The organism is Acutalibacter sp. 1XD8-33 (genome assembly GCF_003612555.1).
In the GTDB taxonomy this organism is placed as follows: domain Bacteria; phylum Bacillota; class Clostridia; order Oscillospirales; family Acutalibacteraceae; genus Acutalibacter.
This window is the reverse complement of sequence record NZ_RAZF01000104.1, coordinates 1-530: the sequence shown is the minus strand read 5'-3', so window position 1 is coordinate 530 and position 530 is coordinate 1. Positions and strand designations below refer to the sequence as shown.

Genomic DNA, 530 nt, shown 5'->3' with positions numbered 1-530 from the left:
GCCAAGCGGAAATGGATGCGGGGAGAAATTACCGATAGGCAGTTGGAAGAAGCCCGAGACGCCGCGAGGGATGCCACGAGGGATGCCGCTGAGTATGCCGCTTGGTGTGCCGCTATGGACGCCGCTTGGTGTGCCGCCATGGATTCCGCTGAGTATGCCGCTGAGAGGGCCGCGTGGTGTGCCGCTAGGTGTGCCGCTATGGATGCCGTTGAGTATGCCGCGTGGTGTGCCGCTAGGCGTACCGCTGAGTATGCCGCTGAGTGTGCCGCCATGGATTCCGCTGAGTATGCCGCTGAGAGGGCCGCGTGGTGTGCCGCTAGGTGTGCCGCTATGGATGCCGTTGAGTATGCCGCGTGGTGTGCCGCTAGGCGTACCGCTGAGTATGCCGCTGAGTGTGCCGCCAGGGATTCCGCTAGGCGTGCCGCTTGGTATGCCGCATGGAACGATGCCCGGCGCAAACAAGTTCAGATGCTGCGGGAGCTGCTGGGGAATGGATAAGCCCTCAAAAGGGAGTGAGGCCTTTTGACGTA

General features: G+C 62.5%; 1 protein-coding gene. It reads left to right on the top strand.

The features are described 5' to 3' along the window. Positions 1–498, top strand: a 498-nt coding sequence (locus D7X94_RS18050; protein WP_207667191.1) for a hypothetical protein, incomplete at its 5' end; no start/stop codon positions are given. Positions 499–530 lie beyond the last annotated feature (32 nt).